This is a genomic window from Pseudoduganella namucuonensis (assembly GCF_900116645.1).
Taxonomy (GTDB): Bacteria; Pseudomonadota; Gammaproteobacteria; order Burkholderiales; family Burkholderiaceae_D; genus Rugamonas; species Rugamonas namucuonensis.
The window spans coordinates 154,586-177,229 of record NZ_FPBO01000005.1; the positions used below are offsets into that span (position 1 = coordinate 154,586).

At 66.1% G+C, this 22,644-nt stretch carries 16 protein-coding genes and 3 tRNA genes; 12 read left to right on the top strand and 7 right to left on the bottom strand.

What is annotated here, in order from left to right; all coding sequences use genetic code 11:
- Nucleotides 1-197: 197 nt before the first annotated feature.
- Nucleotides 198-2,900 carry a GGDEF domain-containing phosphodiesterase gene (locus BM436_RS07565; protein WP_093554906.1) on the top strand — a complete coding sequence of 901 codons (2,703 nt, stop codon included), beginning with the start codon at nucleotides 198-200 and terminating at the stop codon, nucleotides 2,898-2,900.
- Between the two features lie 31 nt (nucleotides 2,901-2,931).
- A complete protein-coding gene (locus BM436_RS07570; protein ID WP_093554907.1) occupies nucleotides 2,932-4,167 on the top strand; it encodes a TIGR03862 family flavoprotein in 1,236 nt (411 codons plus the stop codon).
- Between the two features lie 69 nt (nucleotides 4,168-4,236).
- Here BM436_RS07570 and BM436_RS07575 read toward each other — a convergent pair whose 3' ends face one another.
- From BM436_RS07575 to hpnC, 7 genes are all read right to left on the bottom strand, one after another.
- Nucleotides 4,237-5,826 carry an FAD-dependent oxidoreductase gene (locus BM436_RS07575; RefSeq protein ID WP_093554908.1) on the bottom strand — a complete coding sequence of 530 codons (1,590 nt, stop codon included), beginning with the start codon at nucleotides 5,824-5,826 and terminating at the stop codon, nucleotides 4,237-4,239.
- Between the two features lie 120 nt (nucleotides 5,827-5,946).
- Nucleotides 5,947-6,756 (bottom strand): head GIN domain-containing protein, encoded by an 810-nt coding sequence (locus BM436_RS07580; protein WP_093554909.1) that lies wholly within the window; start codon nucleotides 6,754-6,756, stop codon nucleotides 5,947-5,949.
- A gap of 18 nt (nucleotides 6,757-6,774) precedes the next feature.
- Entirely contained in the window at nucleotides 6,775-7,569 is a 795-nt protein-coding gene (locus tag BM436_RS07585) for a DUF1700 domain-containing protein (RefSeq protein WP_093554910.1), read from the bottom strand.
- Nucleotides 7,570-7,591: 22 nt separating this feature from the next.
- The gene (locus BM436_RS38325; RefSeq protein ID WP_259741427.1) at nucleotides 7,592-7,714 is read right to left on the bottom strand and encodes a hypothetical protein; all 123 of its coding nucleotides are present in this window, start codon (nucleotides 7,712-7,714) and stop codon (nucleotides 7,592-7,594) included.
- Between the two features lie 129 nt (nucleotides 7,715-7,843).
- Nucleotides 7,844-9,199, bottom strand: a complete 1,356-nt coding sequence (hpnE, locus tag BM436_RS07590) for a hydroxysqualene dehydroxylase HpnE (RefSeq protein ID WP_093554911.1) — start codon at nucleotides 9,197-9,199, stop codon at nucleotides 7,844-7,846.
- 105 nt (nucleotides 9,200-9,304) lie between these two features.
- A complete protein-coding gene (gene hpnD / locus BM436_RS07595; RefSeq protein WP_093554912.1) occupies nucleotides 9,305-10,138 on the bottom strand; it encodes a presqualene diphosphate synthase HpnD in 834 nt (277 codons plus the stop codon).
- Nucleotides 10,139-10,177: 39 nt separating this feature from the next.
- Nucleotides 10,178-11,020 (bottom strand): squalene synthase HpnC, encoded by an 843-nt coding sequence (gene hpnC, locus BM436_RS07600; protein WP_093554913.1) that lies wholly within the window; start codon nucleotides 11,018-11,020, stop codon nucleotides 10,178-10,180.
- Between the two features lie 180 nt (nucleotides 11,021-11,200).
- On the opposite strand from hpnC, the gene BM436_RS07605 reads away from it, so the two are divergent.
- The 10 genes from BM436_RS07605 (at nucleotide 11,201) to BM436_RS07650 (ending at nucleotide 22,564) form a co-directional block, all read left to right on the top strand.
- The gene (locus BM436_RS07605) at nucleotides 11,201-12,346 is read left to right on the top strand and encodes an efflux RND transporter periplasmic adaptor subunit (RefSeq protein WP_143133005.1); all 1,146 of its coding nucleotides are present in this window, start codon (nucleotides 11,201-11,203) and stop codon (nucleotides 12,344-12,346) included.
- Entirely contained in the window at nucleotides 12,343-15,447 is a 3,105-nt protein-coding gene (locus tag BM436_RS07610; protein ID WP_093554914.1) for an efflux RND transporter permease subunit, read from the top strand. Before BM436_RS07605 ends, BM436_RS07610 begins: the two co-directional genes overlap by 4 nt.
- Nucleotides 15,448-15,618: 171 nt before the next feature.
- Nucleotides 15,619-15,705 (top strand) — tRNA-Leu (locus BM436_RS07615).
- 33 nt (nucleotides 15,706-15,738) lie between these two features.
- Nucleotides 15,739-17,079: a trigger factor gene (gene tig / locus BM436_RS07620; RefSeq protein WP_093554915.1), complete on the top strand. Its 1,341-nt coding sequence runs from the start codon at nucleotides 15,739-15,741 to the stop codon at nucleotides 17,077-17,079.
- 53 nt (nucleotides 17,080-17,132) lie between these two features.
- Nucleotides 17,133-17,750: an ATP-dependent Clp endopeptidase proteolytic subunit ClpP gene (clpP, locus tag BM436_RS07625; RefSeq protein WP_093555014.1), complete on the top strand. Its 618-nt coding sequence runs from the start codon at nucleotides 17,133-17,135 to the stop codon at nucleotides 17,748-17,750.
- A gap of 126 nt (nucleotides 17,751-17,876) precedes the next feature.
- On the top strand, nucleotides 17,877-19,145 hold the full coding sequence (gene clpX / locus BM436_RS07630) for an ATP-dependent Clp protease ATP-binding subunit ClpX (RefSeq protein WP_093554916.1): 1,269 nt from the start codon (nucleotides 17,877-17,879) through the stop codon (nucleotides 19,143-19,145).
- A 293-nt stretch (nucleotides 19,146-19,438) separates the two neighbouring features.
- Nucleotides 19,439-21,850, top strand: a complete 2,412-nt coding sequence (gene lon, locus BM436_RS07635; protein WP_093554917.1) for an endopeptidase La — start codon at nucleotides 19,439-19,441, stop codon at nucleotides 21,848-21,850.
- A 216-nt stretch (nucleotides 21,851-22,066) separates the two neighbouring features.
- On the top strand, nucleotides 22,067-22,339 hold the full coding sequence (hbs, locus tag BM436_RS07640) for a non-specific DNA-binding protein Hbs (protein ID WP_056389616.1): 273 nt from the start codon (nucleotides 22,067-22,069) through the stop codon (nucleotides 22,337-22,339).
- A 42-nt stretch (nucleotides 22,340-22,381) separates the two neighbouring features.
- A tRNA-Val gene (locus BM436_RS07645) sits at nucleotides 22,382-22,457 on the top strand.
- A gap of 30 nt (nucleotides 22,458-22,487) precedes the next feature.
- Nucleotides 22,488-22,564: transfer RNA gene (locus BM436_RS07650), tRNA-Asp, on the top strand.
- The last annotated feature ends 80 nt before the right edge of the window (nucleotides 22,565-22,644 follow it).

The following is a 22,644-nucleotide window of genomic DNA, read 5'->3' on the forward strand; positions in this document are numbered from 1 at the left end:
CGCCAGGTCCACCACGCCGCGGGTTCGATTATTCAATGGAAAGTATTATTGCATTTCGGGAATATGGTCTATACTGATACCTAGCCGGCCCGCCTGTTCCGCCGCGCCTTCCCCACGTCAGGGCCCCACCCTCGCCGCTGACGCCAGCTTTTCATTCGTCGCCTACTCCCAGCGGCCAGCATGTCCTGGAGTAAACGATGCGTATTCATTTCGACCGCCTCAGCCTGCGCGCCAAGTTAGCCTTGGGTTTCGGCGCCATCACCTGCCTCATTTGCCTTGGCAGCATCGCCGTGACCGGCGGCGGCGGCCAGGGCGCGTCGGCCGTGGAACGCTATTTCGAGTCCGACGCCCGCGTCGCCGACCTCGGCGCCGACAGCGTGGCGGCGATGGAGCGCGCGCGCCGCTACGAGAAGGAGTTCCTGCTGCATGCCCGCGCCGCCGGCCGCGAGGAGACCGCGGCGGCCGCCGCCGCTCAGGTCGCGGCCCAGCTGGAAACCGTGCGCAGGCATATGGCGTCCATACGCCAGCTGGGCGGCGACCCGCGCAACGCCGAGACGGCGCGGGCGATCGAAACCTCCACCAGGCTGTTTGAACACAGCTTCATGCGCGTGGCGCACCTGCACCGGCGCCTGGCGTCGCTGTCCGCGGGCTCGCCGGAACGCCGCAAGGCGCTGGCGGAGATGCAGGGCTCCTCCAACGATTACCAGACGGCGGCCGACGATATCGACGCCGGGCTGCAGCAAATGCGGGCGCACTCCGGCCAGGCGCTGGAACACGCGCGCACCGCGGCGCGCGGCGCGGGGGCTTGGCCCGTGTGGGCGTTGGCGGCGGCATGGGGGCTGAGTATGCTGCTGGCGCTGTTTCTCGCGCGCCTGGTCATGCGGGGCGTGAAGGGTGTGGTGGACGAGGGCGTGCGCTTCGCCGGCAGGCTGGCCGCGCGCGACTGGTCGGCGCGGGTGAGCGTGCCGCGGGGCCGCGACGAGTTCGCGGCGCTGGCCACCGCGCTGAACGACATGGCCGGCGAGATGCAGGGCGCACACGAACGGGAACTGAAGCGTACCGCCGAACTGGAACGGGCCAACCGCGGCTTGCGCGTGCTGTTCCGCTGCAACGAGGCGCTGGTGCGGGCGTCCAGCGAACCGCAATTATTGGACGCCATCTGCCGCCACCTGGTGGAGGAGGGCGGCTATTCCTTCGCCTGGGTGGGGCTGCCGTGCCAGGACGAACTGGGCACGATACGGCCCGCCGCGACAGCCGGCGACGCGGCGCTGCGCGGCAAGCTGCGTTTCCACTGCGGCAGCGACACCGGGCAGCGCGGCCTGGCCGGCAACGCCATCGTGCGCGAACAGCAGGTTCTGGCGCGCGCGCAATACGGCATGCCGGCGGAATTGGGCTACACCTGCGGGCTGGCGCTGCCGCTGCTGCACCGGGGCGAGGCGCTGGGCGCGCTCACCCTGTACTCGAACGACGCCGCCGCCTTCGACGGCGCGGACATCAAGCTGCTGCGCGACCTGGCCGACGACCTGGCCCATGGCGTGGCGGCCATGCGCGACACCGTGCGCCGCCGGCTGGCCGAACAGGCGCAGGACCACCAGTCGCGCCACGACGCCGTGACCTGCCTGCCGAACCGCGCCCTGTTCAATGAACGCCTGCAGCAGGCCACCGTCCACGCCGCGCGCGCGGGGCGCCGGGTCGCGGTGCTGGTGCTGGGGCTGGACCGCTACCGCGAGGTGAGGAACCGGCTGGGGCAGGAGGCAGGCAACGCGCTGCTGAAACACGTGGCCGGCGCCATGCAATCGACCCTGCGCGGCTGCGACACCGTGGCGCGGCTGCAGGGCGACGAATTCGCCGTGGTGGTGAGCGGCCTGGCGGCGACCGAGGACGCCATGGTGGTGGCGGCCAAGCTGCTGGCGGCGGCGCAAAAGCCGCTGGTGGTGGCCGAAGGGGTGGTGTCCACCACGGCCAGCGTCGGCATCAGCGTGCACATGTGCGACGGCGCGGACCCCGCCAGCCTGCTGTGCTGCGCCAACGCCGCCATGGTGAGCGCGCAGGCGATGGGCGGCAACCGCATGCGCTACTACGCGCCGGAAATGAACGAGCGGGCCTCGCAACTGCTCGCGCTGGAGGCCGACCTGAGGCGCGGCATCGAGAACCGGGAAATGTGCGTCTATTACCAGCCGCGCGCGGTGCTGGCGACAGGGGAGATCGCGTCGGCCGAGGCGCTGCTGCGCTGGCGGCATCCGGTGCGCGGCATGATGGCGCCGGCGGAGTTCCTTCCACTGGCGGAAAGCTCCGGCCTGATCGTGCCGCTGGGCGTGTGGGTGCTGCGCGAGGTGTGCCGCCAGCAGCGCGCCTGGATCGACGCCGGGCGCGCGCCGGCGGTGGTGGCCGTCAAGCTGTCGCCGCGGCAGTTCCGTGAAGAGGGGCTGGCGACGGAGATCCGCCAGGCGCTCAGCGACTACCGCCTCGAGCCGGGCCGCATCGAGCTTGAAATCACGGAGGCCACCGTAATGGACAAGCTGGACGACGCGATCGCCAGGCTGCGCGCGCTGCAGGACATCGGCGTCAGGCTGTCGCTGGACGACTTCGGCGTCGGCCATTCCTCGCTCAGCCGCCTGCGCGACCTGCCGGTGGACAGCCTGAAGCTAGACCAGTCCTTCGTGCGCAACCTGACCACCGACCCGGCCGACGCGGCGATCTGCCAGTCCATCATCGACATGGCGCACCATCTGCACTTGACCGTGATCGCCGAGGGCGTGGAAACGCAGGCGGACGCCGAGCACCTGCGCCGCGCCGGGTGCGACGAGATGCAGGGCCATTACCTGGCCCATCCGCAGCCGGCCAAGGAGTTCGCGCGCATGCTGGACCGGAGGGGGGCGCCGGCCGTCCTGTGTTCCTAGGCGGAGTTTTGCACTACAATGCTGCTCCTCTATGAACAGCACCCCACCACCACGCGTCGCCGTCATCGGCGGCGGCCCGGCCGGGCTGATGGCCGCGCAGACGCTGGCCACGGCCGGCCTGGGCGTCGACGTCTATGACGCCATGCCCTCGGTCGGCCGCAAGTTCCTGCTGGCCGGACGGGGCGGCATGAACATCACCCACGCCGAAGCCTACGATATTTTCGTGACGCGTTACGGAAAAAGAGCCGCCGAGCTGCGGCCGATGCTGGACGCCTTCGGCCCGGGGCAGGTGCGCGACTGGGTGCATGGCCTGGGCATCGCCACCTTCGTCGGCACCTCCGGCCGCGTGTTCCCGACCGAGATGAAGGCCGCCCCGCTGTTGCGGGCCTGGCTGCACGGGCTGCGCGAGCGCGGCGTGCATTTCCACCAGCGCCACCGCTGGCTGGGCTGGCGCGAGGACGGCGCGCTGCTGCTGGACACGCCGGACGGCGCGCGCGCCGTGGCGGCCGACGCCACCGTGCTGGCCCTGGGCGGCGCGAGTTGGGCGCGGCTGGGGTCGGACGGCGCCTGGGCGCCCCTGCTGGGCGGCCTGGGTGTCGATGTGGCGCCGCTGGTGCCCGCCAATTGCGGCTTCGACGTCGACTGGAGCGCGCATTTCAGCGGCCGGCACGCGGGCGAGCCCCTGACCACGGTCGCCGTCATCGCCACCGGCGCGGACGGGCTGCCGCTGCGCAAGCAGGGCCAGTTCGTGGTGACCGCGACCGGCGTCGAGGGCAGCTTGATCTACGCGCTGTCCGCCGCGCTGCGCGACCAGATCGCGCAGCGCGGCGATACGCTGATTCATCTGGATCTGCTGCCGGACCTGAGTGCCGAACGCGTGGAGGGCGAGGTGGCCAAGCCGCGCGGCTCGCGCTCCATGTCCAGCCACTTGCAAAGCCGGCTGGGGATCAAGGGGGTGAAGGCGGGGCTGCTGCGCGAATGCGCCAGCGCCGAGGAATTCGCCGATCCGGCGCGGCTGGCGCGGTTGCTGAAGGCCTTGCCGGTGCGCCTGCGCGCGCCGCGCCCCATCGATGAAGCCATCAGCAGCGGCGGCGGGGTGCGCTTCGAGGCGCTGGAGGGCACGATGCTGAGGGCGAAGCCGGGCGTGTTCGTGGCCGGCGAGATGCTGGATTGGGAAGCGCCGACCGGCGGCTACCTGCTCACCGCCTGCCTGGCCAGCGGCGTCGCCGCCGGGCGGGACGCGCTGCGCTGGCTGCGGGGGACGTAGGGCGGAGCGGCTCGAAGAGCTATTCCGCCGGATGCGTGCCGGCCCGCGCGCGTTACGGACGCCGCGGAGTCAATTCGGCGGCGGCGCCGGCCGCGTGTCGCCCGCGTCGGGCGGACGGCGGTTGTCTTCCGGCAGGGCGGCTTCCGCCAGCGGCAAGGCGGCCGGGCCGTGCAGCACGGTGCCGTCCGTGGCGAAGCGCGAGGCGTGGCAGGGGCAATCCCACGAGCACTCGGCCGAATTCCAGTGCACCACGCAGCCCAGGTGCGTGCACTTCGCCGACACCGCGTGCAAGCCGCCCTGTTCATCGCGATACACCGCCAGCTTGTGGAGGCCGTCGCGCACGATGGCGCCCTGGCCGGCCGGGATCTCGCGCACCGAATCGAGTTCGCCGGCGGTCATCCATTCGCCGTACTGCGCGATCGTGTTGGCCTGCTCCATGACGAAGTCCGAAATGCCGTGTTTCACCTTGCGCGCCGGGTCGTAGATGGCCTGCCACGGGTTGGCGCGCCCCATGATGAGGTCGGTGACCAGCATGGCGCCTATCGTGCAGTGCGTCATGCCATTGCCCGAATCGCCGGTGATGATGTAGACGTTGCTGGCGTCCATGGGATTGCGCCCCAGGTAGGCCGGCCCGTCGGCCGGCTCCATCACCTCGCCGGACCAGCGGTACTCCACCGCCTGCGCCATGGGGAAGCGTTCCCGCGCCCACCGTTCGATCCGCTCGTAGCGGTGTTCCGGATGCTTGTCCTGGCCGACCTTGTGGTCGGCGCCGCCCACCACCAGGATTTCATGGTCGGCCGCCGCGCCGGCGGAGGCCAGGCGCACATAGTAATAGGGATCGCCCGTGTCCCACAGCAGCATGCGCGGCACGCTGCCCTTGGGAACGCGCAGGCCGATCGCATAGCTGCGGTAGCCGCTCTGCTTGGTGTGCATGACCACGCGGTCGTTGAACGGCGTGTTGGTGGCCACCACCACGGCCTGGGCGCGGATGTGGCCGCCCTCGGTGGTGACGACCTGCTCGTCCTCGTTGCCCTCGATGCCGACCGCGCGCGTGCCGCCATGGATCTCGCCGCCGTTGCGGACGAAGGCGTGCGCCAGCCCGGTCAGGTATTTGAGTGGATGGAACTGGGCCTGCCCCCCGTAGCGCACGCACGGGCCGGTGTCGAAGCTCAGTCCCGGCACCCGCTGCAAGCGTTCGGCGTCGACGCCGGCGCGGCGCGCGGCCTCGTATTCCCGGTCCACGTGCTGGGGCGCCGCGCCGGGCAGGGTGCACAGATAGCCGTCCAGCCGCTGGAATTCGCAGTCGATCTGCTCGTGCCGGATGATGGTCTCGACCATGTCGATGGCGCGGGCGAAGCTGTCGGCGATCAGCCTGGCGCCGTCGGCGCCGAAGGATTTCTCGGTCCCGGCATACCATTCGTCGGGAGGGAACAGGTGCGCGGTGGTGCGGCCCGTTTCGCCGGCGCCGACGCCGAGCGCGTCGATCAGCACGACCTTGCGGCCTTCCCGCGATAAGAGATAGGCGGTGGTCAGGCCGGCGATGCCGGCGCCGATCACGCACACGCCGGTTTCCACGCCGCCCGCCAGCGGGGCGTAGCTGGGAACGGTACTGGTGGCCATCCAGATCGATGTGGAGGCGCCATTGCTTGCATTGGACATGATTTTTCCTTTCCACGACGAGTGTCGAAGGGGGGAAACCAGTCTAGTACAGACCCCCGAAAAGATAAAATCCGTGCCGGGCGGCAAAGCGCGCCGCCACCGAACATGGTCCCGGCTCGCCTAATGGTTCCAGCTCACCTCGCCGGAGCCGGTGCGGCTGACGTTGCGGTTGTCCGGGTTGCCGTACACGCGGATGTCGCCGCTGCCGCGCAACGTCAGCTCCGCCGAGTGGCGCGCGAAGACGTTGGTGCTGCCCGAACCCTTCAGGTTCACCGTCACCCGGTCCGACGCCATGTGCTGCGCGTCCAGGTCGCCCGAGCCGTTCACGTCCGCGTTCAGCGTCTTGCAGCTGCCGCTGGTCTTGATCTGGCCCGAGCCCACCATTTCCAGCGCCACGTCCTCGCTGTTGCCGGTGTTCAGGTTCAATTCGCCGCTGCCGTGCACGCCGGCGGCCACCTGCTTGAAGCGGCCGTTGAAGTTCACATTGCCCGATCCATACAGCTGCACGTTCAGTTTCTCGCCGCTGAAGCCGTTGACGGTGCTGTCGCCGGTGCCGTGCACCTCCAGCTCGGCCAGCGAGGGCAGCACCAGTTCCACCTGCAGGGGGCGGCGGTGGTGGAACAGCATGCCCTTGGTGCCGATGTGCAGGGTCTTGCCGTCCTGCGCGGTTTCCACGTTGCCCAGCAGGCGTTGCTCGCCGCGCACTTTCAGGTAGGGCTTGTCGCCCTGGCGCAGCACCAGGTCGATGGGGCCGCTCAGCTCGACCGAGGTGATGCCGTTGCCGATCTGGCGCACCTCGCTGCCCGGCGCGCGGCCGGCGGCGCTGCTCGGATTGGTCTGGCCGTGCGTCCTCAGCATGCTGTAGGACACCGCGATCAGGACGAAGGCCAGCAGCAGGAGGCTGATGCCGACTTTGATGAGGGAACGCATGTCGATCTCCCGGCCGCCTCAGCGGCCTTGCAGCAGTGAAAAGTTCATCTGGATGTAGCGCTTGATGCCGATCACCGTGTATTTGGTGATGACCAGGCTGAGCAGGCAGAGGAGGATGCCCACCAGCACCAGGCCCATGCCGGCCGCCGCCTGCACCACGCGCGATTCGCTGTCCAGGTCGGTCGAGATGTGCACGCCGGAGGCGGCCATCTGTTCCGCGCGCTCGATGATCTTGCCGGGCTTGCTGGTGTCGTCGTCGTCGCCGTCGTCGGCGTCCGGATGGCTGCCGGGCACCGGTTCCTGGAACACCTCGATGCCGGTGTGGCCGATCGACACCTTGGTCTGGGTGTGGCGCTGGCCCTCCTCGTCATGCTCGAAGTGCAGGAATTCGCGGAACGGGCCGTCCAGCACCAGTTCGTTGGTGCCCGACAGGCCGCTGGCGGTGATGGCGATGCCGCCGATGTAGAAGGCGAAGGCGCAGGCGTAGACCGCCATCAGCAGGCAGCCGTACACCATCGCCGGCACCACCATGAACAGGTTGAAGACGGCCAGGCCCAGGAAGGAGACGGTGGCGCGGGCCAGGTTGACCGGGGTTTTCTTTTGCTCGAAGGCGTTCAGGTGGACATTGGCGCGCAGCGTCATCGCGATCTTGCGCGGCTCGCCCAGCTCGGCGGAGATTTCCTCTTCGCCGCGGCCGGCCATGGCGCCGTCGATGAAGCGCTGCTCGTAATAGGCCAGGGTCTTGGCGACCGTTTCCGGCGGTAGTCCCGCCAGGGCCTTGCGCAGCGTGTCCAGATATGCCTGCTTGTTCATTGCCGGAACTCCTGCCTCTCAATTAAAAAGGCGCGTGTTGCATCGTGGGCATGGCGGCCATGTGCTCGCTTTGCACGATCGCCAGCGTGGCGAGGGCCACCAGGGCCAGTACCGCCAGGGTTTTCAGTGTCAGTGTCAGGCTCATCGCTCGCTCCATTGTTGTCCATTGCCGATGATGCGACTGTACGCAAACCGGCCCGCGCGGGCCAGCGGGGTGCGACAGGATGCAGGATGGGCGGGATGGACGACAGCATGGGCGGATAGCCGGGGCGCTTCATCGTTGCTTTGGTTTGCCCTGGAGCAACTCCGACGCGGCGGCGACGCCGCTGCGGACGGCGCCCTCCAGGGTGGCGGGATAGTCGCCGGCGGTGTAGTCGCCCGCCAGCAGCAGGCCGGGCAGGCCGGTGGCGTTGGCGGGGCGCCGCAGACCGGGGGCGCAGGCGTAGGTGGCGCGTTTTTCGGTGATGACGCGGCTCCAGTTGGGCTGCGCCAGTTCGGGCCGGCGCAGCACGGACGCCAGCTGGGCGGCCAGGGCGGCGGCCAGTTCGGCTTGGCCGAGTTGCGCCGCCGCGCCGGAGGCGCTGATGACCACCGCCAGCAGGCCGGCCTGGTTGGCATCCAGCTGGCCGCGGTCGAACACGAACTGGCCCCAATGGCCCTGCGCCGGGTCGTCCAGCAGGGCGAAGAAGGGCAGGTCGAGCCGGACGGCGGTGCCGTATTGCAGGTAGCAGGTGGTGATGGCCTCGGGCGCGTAGCCGTCCAGCAGCTCCGCCAGCCCGGTCAAGTGGGGGGCGGCGTTGCGCAGCAGGGCGGCGCTGGCGTGGGCGCCGGCGGCCAGGACGACGGCGTCGAACGTCTCGTGCCAGCCATCGCCGAGCGCGGCGCCGGTGGCGTCCACCCGCCAGCGGCCATCCGGCAGCGGCGCGATCGACGCCGCCTTGGCGCCGGTATGGACCTTGCCTCCATGGCTGACGACGTAGGCGGCGGCCGCGTCGGGGAACAGCGCGCTCAGGTCGGCGCGCGGGATCAGCATGTCGGACGCGGCGCGGCTGGCGCCCAGGCTGTCGCGCAGCACGTTCAGGAACACCTGCGCGGACGCGCGCTCGGGCGGGGTGTTCAGCGCCGCCAGACACAGCGGACGCCACATCAGCTGGATCAGGCGCGGGGTCTGGTCGAAGCGCAGCAGCAGTTCGCTGACGCTGCAATCGTCGTGCAGCGTCCAGTCCATCCAGCGCGCCGTGGTGGAGAAGCGGGCCAGGGACATCTTGTCGTCGCGGCCCAGGCCCTTGGCGCGCAGCAGGGCGCCCAGCAGGTGCAGCGGCGCCGGCAGGCGCGGGGCGATGAAATCCATGCCGCCGGAACCGGGCGCGTAGCGCATTTGCAGCGGGACGGTGAGCAGGGCGGACCGCAAGTCCACGCCGGCCAGCTTCATCAGCCGCAGCGATTCGGCGTAGGCGCCCAGCATGATGTGCTGGCCGTTGTCCAGCGCGCGGCCGTCGACCTCGACACGGCGCGCGCGGCCGCCCAGGGCGCGGGCCGATTCGAACAGCGTGACCTCGCGGCCGCCGCGCGCCAGTTCGACGGCTGCGGCGCAGCCGGCCCAGCCTGAGCCGATGATGGCGATTTTCATCGCAAGGACGCGCCGCTGGCCAGGGGACAGGCACACCGCGCCACACACCTCGGCGCAGGCACGGGACGGTGGTCGCGTGTCTGTCCCCGGTTTAGGCAGCGTGGATCAGCCACGGATATAGGTCTTCCACGCCAGCCACAGCTTGCGGATCGGCGTCAGCGAGATGCGCTGGTTCAGCACGTGGTAGCCGTCCGCCTCGATCTCGGTCAGCAGGGTGCGGTAGATCGCGGCCATCATCAGGCCGGGACGCTGGGCGCGGCGGTCTTCCTTCGGCAGCAGCGCGAACGCCTCGTCGTAGGCTTGGTGCGCGCGGGCGATCTGGAACTTCATCAGGTTCTCGAAGCTCTCGCTGTGGCGCGCGTTCAGCAGGTCGGCCGCCGTCACGTTGAACTGCTGCAGCTCGTTGATCGGCAGGTAGATGCGGCCCTTGCGCGCGTCCTCGCCCACGTCGCGGATGATGTTGGTGAGCTGGAAGGCGTGGCCCAGCTTCTCCGCGTATTGCAGCGTCTCCGGCCGCGTCACCCCGAAGATGCTGGCCGACAGGATGCCGACCACGCTGGCCACGTGCCAGCAATAGCGCGTCATCGCCGGGTAGTCCAGGTAGCGGGTCTGGTTCAAGTCCATCTCCATGCCGTCGATGATGGCCTGCATATGTTCCTGTTTCAGCGCGTACGTGGCCAGGTGCGGCTGCAGCGCCTGCGTGACGGGGTGGCTTTGCTTGCCCTCGTACATGCCGGCGATCTCCTTGCGCCACCAAGCCAGCTTCACGCGCGCCACCTGCTCGTCGGTGCATTCGTCCACCGTGTCGTCCACCTCGCGGCAGAAGGCGTACAAGGCCATGATGGCGCGGCGCCGTTCCACGGGCAGGAACAGGAAGCTGTAATAGAAACTGGACCCGCTGGCGGCGGCTTTCTGCTGGCAGTATTCGTCGGGAGACATAGTCAAAAAAGCAAGGGGAGGGCGATCGAAGGCGCTATTCTAAGGGATGGGCCGAGGCTGGGGGCGGATTTCACGCATCCACAGCCCGCGCCAGACCACCTTCAGCCAGTCGCGCTTGGTCAACTGGGGCCGGCGCCGGAACACGTCGTACTCCACTTCCTCGATCGCCTCCAGGATGCGCAGGCCGCCCTGCACCACCATGCGCAGCTCCAGGCCGATGCGTCCGCGCAGGCGCAGCGCCAGCGGCGCGCCGCTCAGCATCAGCGCGCGGGCGCGCGCCACCTCGAAGCGCATCAGGGCGCGCCACTTGGCGCTGCCGTCCAGCCGGTCCAGCGCGGCGGGCGACACGCCGAAGCGCGCCAGGTCCTCCATCGGCAGGTAGATGCGCTCCTTGTGCAGGTCGATCGCCACGTCCTGCAGGAAGTTGATGATCTGCAGCGCGGAGCAGATCGCGTCCGAGTCGCGCACGTTGTCCTCGTCGGCCTGGCCGTACAGCGACAGCATCAGCAGCCCGACCGGGTTGGCCGAGCGCGCGCAGTAGTCCAGCAGCAGCGGGTAGGTGGCGTAGCGCGTCACCACCACGTCCTGCTTGAAGGCCGACAGCAGGTCGTGGAAGGGCTTCATCGGCAAGCCGTACTCGCGGATGACCTGGGCCAGCCGCTCGAACATGGGCGCCAGGCCGGCTTCCCCGCGCGCGATGGCGCCCAACGCGTCCTCGTAGGCGGCGAGGGCGGCCAAGCGCTGATCGGGCGTGGCGTCGCCCTCGTCGGCCAGGTCGTCGGCGCCGCGGGCGAAGGCGTAAATCGCCTCCACCGCCGGCACCAGGCGGCGCGGCAGCAGGACGGAGGCGACGGGGAAGTTCTCGTAATGGTCTACAGGCATGGGATCTTGAGGGTACGCTCAAATTAAATGACGCGAAAGTCATTTTCAAACGGGTTGGCGCGGTTTATAATTTTTAATTAACGGAAAGTCATTAGTTTCCGATCGGCATAATAGTGGCATTATGTATTGGCCGCAATCCTGGCCGCAATCGCGTCGGCCCGCATAGTAAAGGAAAACACCGTGTCTCCCTCGAAAAATCCGCGCCCGCGCCTGCTTTTCACCCTGCTTTCCGTCGCCCTGCTGGCTAGCGGCTGCCGCGAACAAGCCCCCAAGACCGAGGACATCCGCCCCGTGCGCGCCATTGTGCTGCAAGGAAGCGACATCGACGTGAATTCCGAGTTCTCCGGCGAGGTGAGGGCGCGGGTGGAGTCGCGGCTCGGCTTCCGCATCGGCGGCAAGATCGTGGCGCGCAAGGTGGATCCGGGCGCCGTGGTGAAGAAGGGACAGGTGCTGATGCAGCTCGACCCGCAGGACGCGAAGCTGTCGCAGGCGCAGGCGCTGGCGGCGCTGCGGGCCGCCGAGACCGCCCGCGACTTCGCGCGCGGCGAGCTGAAGCGCTACCAGGACTTGAAGACGCAGAATTTCGTCAGCCAGACCGTGCTCGACGGCAAGGAATCCGCCTACAAATCCGCCCAGGCCCAGGTCGACGCGGCGATGGCGGGCTATCGCGGCCAGTCCAACCAGGCCGGCTACGCGACGCTGGTGGCCGACGTGGACGGCGTGGTGACCGGCGTGGACGCCGAGGTGGGCCAGGTGGTGGCGCCCGGCACGCCGGTGGTGCGCGTGGCCAAGACCGGCGAGAAGGAGGTCGTGATCGGCCTGCCCGAGAACAAGGTGGACCTGCTGCGCGGCGTGGCCGACGTGCAGGTGCGGCTGTGGGCCAATCCGCAGCACTGGGTGCCCGGCAAGATCCGCGAGGTGTCGCCGGCGGCCGATCCGGCCACCCGCACCTACACCGCCAAGGTTTCCATCCCGGACAGCATGGAGGAGGCCCGCCTGGGCATGACGGCGATGGTGCGCTTCGCGTCCAAGACGCCGGTGCCGATGATCAAGGTGCCGATGACGGCCTTGCTGTACGAGCGCAACGCCACCAACGTGTGGGTGGTGGAAAACGGCGCCGTGAAACTGGTGCCGGTGGTGCCGGGCGCGATGGCGGGCAATGAGCTGGTGCTGAAAAGCGGCGTGAAGCCCGGCCAGACCATCGTGACGGCCGGCGTCAACCTGCTGAAACCGGGGCAGAAAGTGACCATCCTGGGCGCCGAGGCGCCCAGCGCGCCCGCCGCGCCGGCGTCGGCGTCCTCGGCGGCCGCGGGAGCGGCCAAATGAAGGACGGCTTCAACCTCTCGCGCTGGGCGCTGGAACACATACCGCTGACGCGCTACCTGATGGCCGTGCTGCTGATAGGCGGCATGCTGGCCTATTCCAACCTGGGCCAGGACGAGGATCCCCCGTTCACCTTCCGCGCCATGGTGGTGCGCGTGATCTGGCCGGGCGCCACGGCGCTGCAGATGGCCGAGCAGATCACCGACAAGCTGGAGAAAAAGCTCCAGGAAACGCCCAACATCGACGAGATCACCAGCTATTCCAAGCCGGGCGAAACGCTGATCATCGTCGCGCTGCGCGAATCGGCGTCCTCGCAGGACACGGCCGCCTCCTGGTACCAGGTGCGCAAGAAGCTGGGCGACATACGCGGCACGCTGCCGCAGGGCGTGATCGGTCCCTTCTTCAATGACGAATTCGGCGACACCTTCGGCTCCATCTTCGCGCTGTCGGCGGACGGCTTCAACTACGCCGAAATGAAGGACTACGCCGACTTCGTGCGCCAGCAACTGCTGAGCGTGCCGCTGGTGGCCAAGGTGGACCTGCTCGGCGTGCAGGACGAGAAGATCAACATCGAGTTCTCGCACAAGAAGTTCGCGCAGCTGGGCATTCCCATGGAGGCGGTGATCAACCAGATCGCCACGCAGAACAACATCGAGTCCACCGGCGTGCTGGTGACGCCGACCGACAACATGCAGGTGCGCGTGACCGGCGCGCTGAAAACGGTGGAGGACCTGGAGCAGCTGGAGCTGCGGGCCAACGGCACCACCTTCCGCCTGGGCGACTTCGCCACCATCAAGCGCATCTACCAGGACCCGCCGGGCGACAAGATGCGCTTCAACGGCAAGGAGGTCATCGGCCTGGCCGTGTCGATGGAAAAGGGCGGCAACATCATCAAGATGGGCGCCGCGATGGAGAAGACGGTTGCCGAGCTGAAGGCCAAGCTGCCGGTCGGCATCGAGCTGCAGCGCGTGGCCAACCAGCCGTCGGCCGTGACGGCCTCGGTCGGGGAATTCGTCAACACGCTGATCGAGGCGGTGCTGATCGTGCTGGCGGTGAGCTTCCTGGCGCTGGGCCTGCACAGCAAGCCCAAACTGCGCCTGGACGCGCGCCCCGGCCTGGTGGTGGCGCTGACCATCCCGCTGGTGCTGGCGGTGACCTTCCTGTTCATGCTGGTCCTGAACATCGACCTGCACAAGATCTCGCTGGGCGCGCTGATCATCGCCCTCGGCCTGCTGGTGGACGACGCCATCATCGCGGTCGAAATGATGGTGCGGAAGATGGAGGAGGGCTTTTCGCGCTTCGACGCGGCCACCTTCGCCTACACCTCCACCGCGCTGCCCATGCTGACGGGCACCCTGATCACCGTGGCCGGCTTCCTGCCGATCGGCATGGCCAAGTCGGCGGCCGGCGAATACACCTTCTCGCTGTTCTCCGTGAACGCGCTGGCGCTGGTGATCTCGTGGTTCGTGGCGGTGATCTTCACGCCCTACATCGGCTACCTGCTGCTGAAGGTGCAGCCGCACGCCGACGGCGCGCACGAGGAGCTGTTCGACACGCCCGGCTACCGCAAATTCCGCCGGCTGGTCAACTGGTGCGTGAGCTGGCGCAAGACCACCATCGCCGCCACGCTGGCGGTGTTCTTCGTGGGCGTGTACGGCTTCAACTTCATCGAGAAGCAGTTCTTCCCGGATTCCAGCCGGCCCGAATTGATGGTGGAGATGTGGCTGCCGGAGGGCTCGTCCTTCGCCGCCACCGAGGCGCAGGCCAAGAAGTTCGAAGCCTTCATCAGCCGCCAGGAGGGTGTGGCCAGCTATACCAGCTATGTCGGAACCGGCAGTCCGCGCTTCTACCTGCCGCTGGACCAGATCCTGCCGCAGACCAACGTGACGCAGATCGTGGTGCTGCCCAAGGACTTGAAGACGCGCGAGATCCTGCGCCAGAAGATCATCGACGTGTTCAAGAAGGACTTCCCCGAGGTGCGCGGCCGCGTCAAGCTGCTGCCGAACGGGCCGCCGGTGCCGTATCCGGTGCAGTTCCGCGTGACCGGCTTCGAGGTGGAGAAGGTGCGCGCCATCGCCGACGACGTGAAAGACATCATGCGCGCCAATCCGAACACGCTGGGCGTGAACGACAACTGGAACGAGTCCGTCAAGGTGCTGCGCCTGGACCTGGACCAGGACAAGATGCGCGCGCTGGGCATCACCAACCAGACCGTGATGCGCGCCGCGCAGACCATGCTGAGCGGCGTGACCATCGGCCAGTTCCGGGAGAACAACAAGCTGATCGACATCCAGGTGCGCCAGCCGCAGGACGAGCGGCGCACCATCTCTGAGCTGTACAACAGCACCCTGCCCACGGCCAGCGGCAAGGCCGTCACCATCGAGCAGATCGCGCGCGTGCACTTCGTGTGGGAGCCGGGCGTGGTGTGGCGCGAGGGCCGCGAATGGGCCATCACGGTGCAGTCGGACGTGGTGGACGGCGTGCAGGGGCCGACCGTGTCCAGCCAGATCGATCCCAAGCTCGAGGCGCTGCGCAAGAACCTGCCGGCCGGCTACCGCATCTCGGTGAAGGGCGCGGCCTCCGACAGCAGCGAGGCCGAGGCCTCGATCGCGGCCAACCTGCCGCTGGCCATCTTCATCATCTTCACGCTGCTGATGCTGCAGCTGCACAGTTTCTCGCGCGCGCTGCTGGTGTTCCTGACCGGGCCGCTGGGCGTGGCCGGCGCCGCGTTCGCGCTGCTGGCGCTGGGCCGGCCGCTGGGCTTCGTCGCCAACCTGGGCATCATCGCGCTGTTCGGCATGATCATCCGCAACTCGGTGATCCTGGTCGACCAGATCGAACAGGACATCAAGGGCGGGGCGGAGCCGTGGGACGCCATCGTGGAATCGGCGGTGCGGCGCTGCCGTCCCATCATCCTGACTGCGGCCGCCGCCGCGCTGGCGATGATCCCCTTGTCGCGCTCCGTGTTCTGGGGGCCGATGGCGGTGGCCATCATGGGCGGCCTGATACTGGCGACGGCGCTGACATTGCTGTTCCTGCCGGCCTTGTACGCGGCCTGGTTCAGGGTGAAAAAGCCGGTTCGCGCCACCGCGCTAGCCGAATAATCAAAGGGTTGCGACGAGTTTCACAACTAAGTTGTGGTTAAGTCAAAAAACCCTTCCTTACTCTGAAAAAAACAGTAAAATACCGCGTTGAAGTTGAAAGCCCCCGCCGAGGCGGGGAAGGGCGACCCGTTTTCACTTAATGGTCGCCCTTTGCTTTTGTACAAATACGCCGCGAGGATGGCGAAATTGGTAGACGCACCAGGTTTAGGTCCTGACGCCAGCAATGGTGTGGGGGTTCGAGTCCCCCTCCTCGCACCACAGTATTCTTTATATTTTTTGGACGATTTTTACATGGCAACTGCAGTCGAAACCCTGGGCAAACTTGAACGTCGTATCACGATCTCCTTCCCGCTGACCGACGTCCGCTCGGAAGTTGAGAAACGCCTGAAAGTGCAAGCCAAGTCGGCTAAGGCACCAGGCTTCCGTCCTGGTAAAGTGCCCCTGAAAATGGTCGCCGCACAATACGGTTATCAGATCGAAACCGAAGTGCTGAACGATAAGGTCGGCCGCGCCTTCAACGACGCCGCCAACGAGAACAACCTGCGCGTGGCGGGCTATCCGAAAATCGAACCAAAGAATGACGCTCCCGAAGGCCAGCTGACCTTCGACGCGACCTTCGAGGTGTATCCAGAAGTCGTCATCGGCGACCTGTCGACGGTGGAAATCGAAACCGTCAAGACCGAGGTGACCGACGCCGAGATCGACAAGACCATCGAAATCCTGCGCAAGCAGCGCGTGCACTTCCACGCCAAGGGCGTGGCCGGCGAGCACGGCGACGGCGGCGAGGCTGTCGCGGCCAACGGCGACAAGGTCACCGTGGACTTCGTCGGCTCGATCGACGGCGTTGAATTCGCCGGCGGCAAGGCCGACGACTTCGTGTTCGTGCTGGGCGAGGGCCGCATGCTGCCCGAGTTCGAAGCCGCCACCGTCGGCCTGAAAGTGGGCGAGTCCAAGACCTTCGACCTGGCCTTCCCCGAGGACTACCATGGCAAGGACGTGGCCGGCAAGACCGCCCAGTTCACCATCACCCTGAAACAGCTGGAATGGGCGCACCTGCCGGAAGTCGACGCCGAATTCGCCAAATCGCTGGGCGTCGCCGACGGCGACCTGGCCAAAATGCGCGAAGACATCAAGGTCAACCTGGAACGCGAAGTCAACGGCCGCGTGAAAGCGCGCAACAAGGAAGCCGTGATGGACGCGCTGGTGAAAACCGCGACCCTGGACGTGCCGCAAGCCCTGATCGCCCAGGACACCGAGCGCCTGGCCGAGATGACCCGCCAGGACATGGCGCAGCGCGGCATGAACGTCAAGGACGTGCCGTTCCCGCCGGAACTGTTCGCCGACAAGGCCGAGCGCCGCGTGCGCCTGGGCCTGATCCTGTCGCAACTGGTCAACGAAAACAAACTGCAAGCGCTGCCGGAGCAGGTCAAGGCGCAAGTGGAAGACTTCGCGCAATCGTACGAAGATCCACGCGAAGTGCTGAAGTACTACTACAGCGATCGCCGCCGCCTGGCCGAGGTCGAAGCCCTTGTATTGGAAGAAAACGTCGTTAACTTCGTTCTGGGCCTGTCGAAAACCACGTCCAAGGCAGTCGCCTTCGACGAGTTGATGGGAAGCAACGCGCAAGCGTAATCCAGCGCGCACCCCTCGGGGTGCGTTCTGCTTCACAAGGAAAACATTGCATGATGAACCGTAATCCGGCTCTCGACACTGAAATGCTCGGCCTGGTGCCGATGGTGATTGAACAAAGCGGCCGCGGCGAGCGCTCGTACGACATCTACTCGCGCCTGCTGAAGGAGCGCGTGATCTTCATGGTGGGTCCGGTCAACGACCAGATGGCCAACCTGATCGTCGCCCAGCTGCTGTTCCTGGAGAGCGAAAATCCGGACAAGGACATTTCGCTCTACATCAACTCCCCTGGCGGTTCGGTGTCCGCCGGCCTGGCGATCTTCGACACGATGCAGTTCATCAAGCCGGACGTCTCCACGCTGTGCACCGGCATGGCCGCCTCGATGGGCGCCTTCCTGCTGGCCGCCGGCGCCAAGGGCAAGCGTTTCTCGCTGCCGAACTCGCGCATCATGATCCACCAGCCGTCCGGCGGCTCCCAGGGCCAGGCGTCCGACATCGAGATCCAGGCCAAGGAAATCCTGTACCTGCGCCACCGCCTGAACAGCATCCTCGCCGAGCGCACCGGCCAGACGATCGAGCAGATCGCCAAGGACACGGACCGCGACCGCTTCCTGTCGGCCGACGAGGCCGCGGAATATGGCCTGATCGACAAAGTGTTGACCAGCCGCGTTTGATGAATTCCTGGCAGCAACGCTAAAAGTACGCCCGGACGCGACAAACGTTCGGGCGTTTCTTTTTCATTTCAGGTAGCATGTGGCTTGTACCGCCTCATCTGCCTCGTAACTACCTATACAAGTCCCATGTCCGAGAAAAAATCCTCCAGCGGCGAAAAATTACTGTACTGCTCGTTTTGCGGCAAGAGCCAGCACGAGGTGAAGAAGCTGATCGCCGGCCCGTCCGTCTTCATCTGCGACGAATGCATCGACTTGTGCAACGACATCATCCGCGACGAGACCTCCAGCATCGAGTCCGTCACCGGCGCCAAGTCCGACCTGCCGACCCCGCATGAAATCAAGGACTTGCTGGACCAGTACGTGATCGGCCAGCAAACCGCCAAGCGCATCCTGTCGGTCGCGGTGTACAACCACTACAAGCGCCTGAAGCACCTGGGCAAGAAGGACGACATCGAGCTGGCCAAGTCCAACATCCTGCTGGTCGGCCCCACCGGCTCCGGCAAGACGCTGCTGGCCCAGACCCTGGCGCGCATGCTGAACGTGCCGTTCGTGATCGCCGACGCCACCACGCTGACCGAAGCCGGCTACGTGGGCGAGGACGTGGAGAACATCATCCAGAAGCTGTTGCAAAGCTGCAACTACGATGTGGAAAAGGCGCAACGCGGCATCGTCTACATCGACGAGATCGACAAGATCTCGCGCAAGTCGGACAACCCGTCCATCACGCGCGACGTGTCGGGCGAGGGCGTGCAGCAGGCGCTGCTGAAGCTGATCGAGGGCACCATGGCCTCGGTGCCGCCGCAGGGCGGGCGCAAGCACCCGAACCAGGACTTCGTGCAGATCGACACCACCAACATCATGTTCATCTGCGGCGGCGCCTTCGACGGCCTGGCCAAGATCATCTCCAACCGCTCGGAGAAGAGCGGCATCGGCTTCTCGGCCATCGTGAAGAGCAAGGAACAGCGCGCCGCGTCCGAGATCCTGATGGAGGCCGAACCGGAGGACTTGATCAAGTTCGGCCTGATCCCGGAACTGGTGGGCCGCCTGCCGGTGGTCGCCACGCTGTCCGAGCTGACCGAGGAGGCGCTGATCCAGATCCTGATCGAGCCGAAGAACGCGCTGGTCAAGCAGTACTCCAAGCTGCTGGACATGGAGGGCGCGGAGCTGGAGATCCGTCCCGCCGCGCTGCACGCCATCGCCAAGAAGGCGCTGGCGCGCAAGACCGGCGCCCGCGGCCTGCGCTCCATCCTGGAGCACGCGCTGCTGGACGTGATGTACGAGCTGCCGAACGAGACCAATGTCAGCAAAGTGGTGATCGATGAAAATACGATCACCAGCGGCGCCAAGCCATTGCTTATTTATCAGGAGCCGGCAAAAGCGTCCGGTGAAAATTAAATAACGACCGCACACATGCGCAAAATTCGTTTTGCATCCATGGGGCAAGGCGGTACAATTTAATCCAATAAGACAAACAGGCTTCATTCGAAAAGCCACTCGCGTCGCCTGCGTCGCCAGTGGCTTTTTTATTTAGTCTGCTTATTAAAGCAGCACGTTTAGAGCACGGCAGCTTCTCTGAAACTTCTCCATTTAGCAATATTAGATTTTTTGGAGAATTATTATTGCCGCCGGTCTTGTGATTTGGCATTTAACCGCCAATTTCAGGTAGACGCTTTCACATAAGGTACGCCATGACAACTTCCAAATTAACTGAGCAAACTCAGCTGCCGTTATTGCCACTCCGGGATGTCGTCGTTTTCCCGCATATGGTGATACCGCTGTTCGTCGGTCGGCCCAAGTCGATCAAAGCGCTGGAAGCGGCTATGGAACAGGGCAAGAGCATCATGCTGGCCGCCCAGAAAGCCGCCGCCAAGGACGAGCCGTCCGCCTCCGATATTTATGAGATCGGCTGCGTGGCCAACATCCTGCAGATGCTGAAACTGCCCGACGGCACCGTCAAGGTGCTGGTCGAGGGCGCCCAGCGCGCGCGCATCAAGAAGATCACCGACGCGCCGACCCACTTCGTGGCCGACCTGACGCCGCTGGACTCCGAGATCGGCGACGATTCGGAGATCGAGGCGATGCGCCGCGCCATCGTCCAGCAGTTCGACCAGTACGTCAAACTGAACAAGAAGATCCCGCCCGAGATCCTGGCTTCGCTGTCGGGCATCGACGACGCCGGCCGCCTGGCCGACACCGTCGCCGCGCACCTGCCGCTCAAGCTCGAGCAGAAACAGGTGATCCTGGAGATCTTCAACGTCGCCAAGCGCCTGGAGCACCTGCTCGGCCAGCTGGAGGGCGAACTGGACATCCTGCAGGTCGAGAAGCGCATCCGCGGCCGCGTCAAGCGCCAGATGGAGAAGTCGCAGCGCGAGTACTACCTGAACGAGCAGGTCAAAGCCATCCAGAAGGAGCTGGGCGAGGGCGAGGACGGCGCCGACCTGGACGAACTGGAAAAGAAAGTGGCCGCCGCCAAGATGCCGAAAGAGGCGCTGGACAAGGCCAACGCCGAGCTCAAGAAGCTCAAGCTGATGTCGCCGATGTCGGCCGAGGCGACCGTGGTGCGCAACTACATCGACACCCTGGTCTCGCTGCCGTGGAAGAAGAAGTCCAAGGTCAACAACGACCTGGCGAACGCCGAGAAGGTGCTCGAGGGCGACCACTACGGCCTGGAGAAGGTCAAGGAACGCATCCTGGAGTACCTCGCGGTGCAACAGCGCGTCGACAAGCTGAAGGCCCCGATCCTGTGCTTCGTGGGTCCTCCTGGCGTGGGTAAAACCTCGCTGGGCCAGTCCATCGCCAAGGCCACCAACCGCAAGTTCGTGCGCATGGCGCTGGGCGGCGTGCGCGACGAGGCCGAGATCCGCGGCCACCGCCGCACCTACATCGGCTCCATGCCGGGCAAGGTGTTGCAGTCGCTGTCCAAGGTCGGCGTGCGCAACCCGCTGTTCCTGCTGGACGAGATCGACAAGATGGGCGCGGACTTCCGCGGCGACCCGTCGTCGGCCCTGCTCGAGGTGCTGGACCCTGAACAGAACCACACGTTCTCGGACCACTACATCGAGGTGGACTTCGACCTGTCGGACGTGATGTTCGTGGCGACCTCGAACTCCTACAACATCCCGCCGGCGCTGCTGGACCGGATGGAGGTGATCCGCCTGTCGGGCTACACCGAGGACGAGAAGACCAACATCTCGACCCGCTACCTGCTGCCGAAACAGGTCAAGAACAACGGCCTGAAGGAAGAGGAGATCTCGGTGTCGGAGGCGGCCATCCGCGACATCATCCGCTACTACACCCGCGAGGCGGGCGTGCGTTCGCTGGAGCGTGAAATCTCCAAGATCTGCCGCAAGGTCGTCAAGATGCTGCTGCTGAAGCGTTCGGACAAGAAGGTCGCCGTGACGCCGAAAAACCTGGACAAGTTCCTGGGCGTGCGCCGCTACGACTTCGGCGTGGCCGAGAAGGAAAACCAGGTGGGCCAGGTGGTCGGCCTGGCGTGGACCGAGGTGGGCGGCGATCTGCTGACCATCGAGGCCGTGACCATGCCGGGCAAGGGCGGCGTGATCCGCACCGGCACCCTGGGCGACGTGATGAAGGAGTCGATCGAGGCGGCCCGCACCGTGGTGCGCAGCCGTTCCGCGCGGCTCGGCATCAAGGCCGAGGTGTTCGAGAAGAGCGACATCCACATCCACGTGCCGGAGGGCGCCACGCCGAAGGACGGTCCGTCCGCCGGCATCGCGATGACGACGGCGCTGGTGTCGATCTTCACCGGCATCCCGGTGCGCGCCGACGTGGCGATGACGGGCGAGATCACGCTGCGCGGCGAGGTGCTGCCGATCGGCGGGCTGAAGGAGAAGCTGCTGGCGGCGCATCGCGGCGGCATCAAGACGGTCCTGATCCCCGAGCAGAACGTCAAGGACCTGGCCGAGATTCCTGACAACGTCAAGAACAAGCTGGAGATCGTGCCGGTGCGCTGGATCGACAAGGTGCTGGAAATCGCGCTCGAGCGCCAGCCCGAGCCGGTGGTCGAGACGCCGCCGGTGGAGGCGGTCGCCGCCGCCGCCGCCAAGGTCGACGGCCAGGGCGAAGTGGTCAAGCACTAAGCCGCCGCCGGGCGTTTATTGCCTGGCCGGCCACAAACAGGCGCCTTTATGGCGCCTGTTTGCATTTTTAGCCCGATTTTCGCTAGTGTTTCCCTTGACACAAGGTTGACCCCGCTTGTTTAATACGGCCTGAGATTTTTCTCTGCCCTTGGAGGATGGCGCCAGCGCTGCCCGAAAACGGTATAAACGATATAAACCTTTGTGACGGGGACTTTTGTGAACAAGACTGAACTGATCGACCATATCGCTACTTCCGCTGACATTTCGAAAGCGGCGGCCGCGCGCGCGCTGGACGCGGTGATCGATGGCGTAACCACCACCCTGGCCAAGAACGACAGCGTCACCCTGGTCGGCTTTGGCACCTTCTCGGTGAGCGAACGCGCCGCCCGCACCGGCCGCAACCCGCGCACCAAAGAGGAAATCGTCATCGACGCGGCCAAGGTCCCCAAATTTAAAGCTGGCAAAGCTTTGAAGGATGCTGTAAACTAACGGACTTCGGTGAGTCGACACGGCTCACCAGGCAGTTGGACTGGGCGCTTAGCTCAGTTGGTAGAGCGGATGCCTTACAAGCATTAGGTCGGGAGTTCGACCCTCTCAGCGCCCACCAGTTCACTGCCGGCTATGCCTTGAGTATGCTGGAGCGGTAGTTCAGTTGGTTAGAATACCGGCCTGTCACGCCGGGGGTCGCGGGTTCGAGCCCCGTCCGCTCCGCCAAGAACAAGATGAAACCGCAGCCGCAAGGTTGCGGGGGTTTTTCTTTAGCCGTGACGTTTTGTCATTCTTGCCGTTTTGCC